This window comes from Thiocapsa sp., from assembly GCF_011390875.1.
Classification (GTDB): Bacteria; Pseudomonadota; Gammaproteobacteria; order Chromatiales; family Chromatiaceae; genus Thiocapsa.
On sequence record NZ_JAABRP010000325.1, the window covers coordinates 1 to 303 of the forward strand.

Here is a 303-nt window from a genome sequence, read left to right on the forward strand (position 1 = left end):
TCACGCGTCCGACCTGCGCCCGAGTACTGAGCATCCGATCGAAGGGGGCGCGATGATCGTCCGGGATGCGTCGAGTTTCGGTCCGCGCTTCGCCGCTAAACGGTCTCGACCTCGAAGCCGACCAGAGTGCGCCGCTCGCGGCTGAATTCGATGCCGATCAGGTGGATGGGTTGGCCGGCGGCGCGAAATTTGTCCGCGTAGCCGCGCTCCTTGATCTGCTGGAGCGCGCGCCCCTCGGGCGCAAGCTCCACGACCTTGAATTCGAACAGCCAGATCCGGCCGTTGAACTTGAGGGTCAGGTCG

At 65.0% G+C, this 303-nt stretch carries 1 protein-coding gene; it reads right to left on the reverse strand.

All coding sequences use genetic code 11. The annotated features are described in order from the left end of the window. Positions 1 to 95: 95 nt before the first annotated feature. Positions 96 to 303, reverse strand: a 208-nt coding sequence (locus GPT33_RS17845) for a PD-(D/E)XK nuclease domain-containing protein (protein ID WP_296811753.1), incomplete at its 5' end; no start/stop codon positions are given.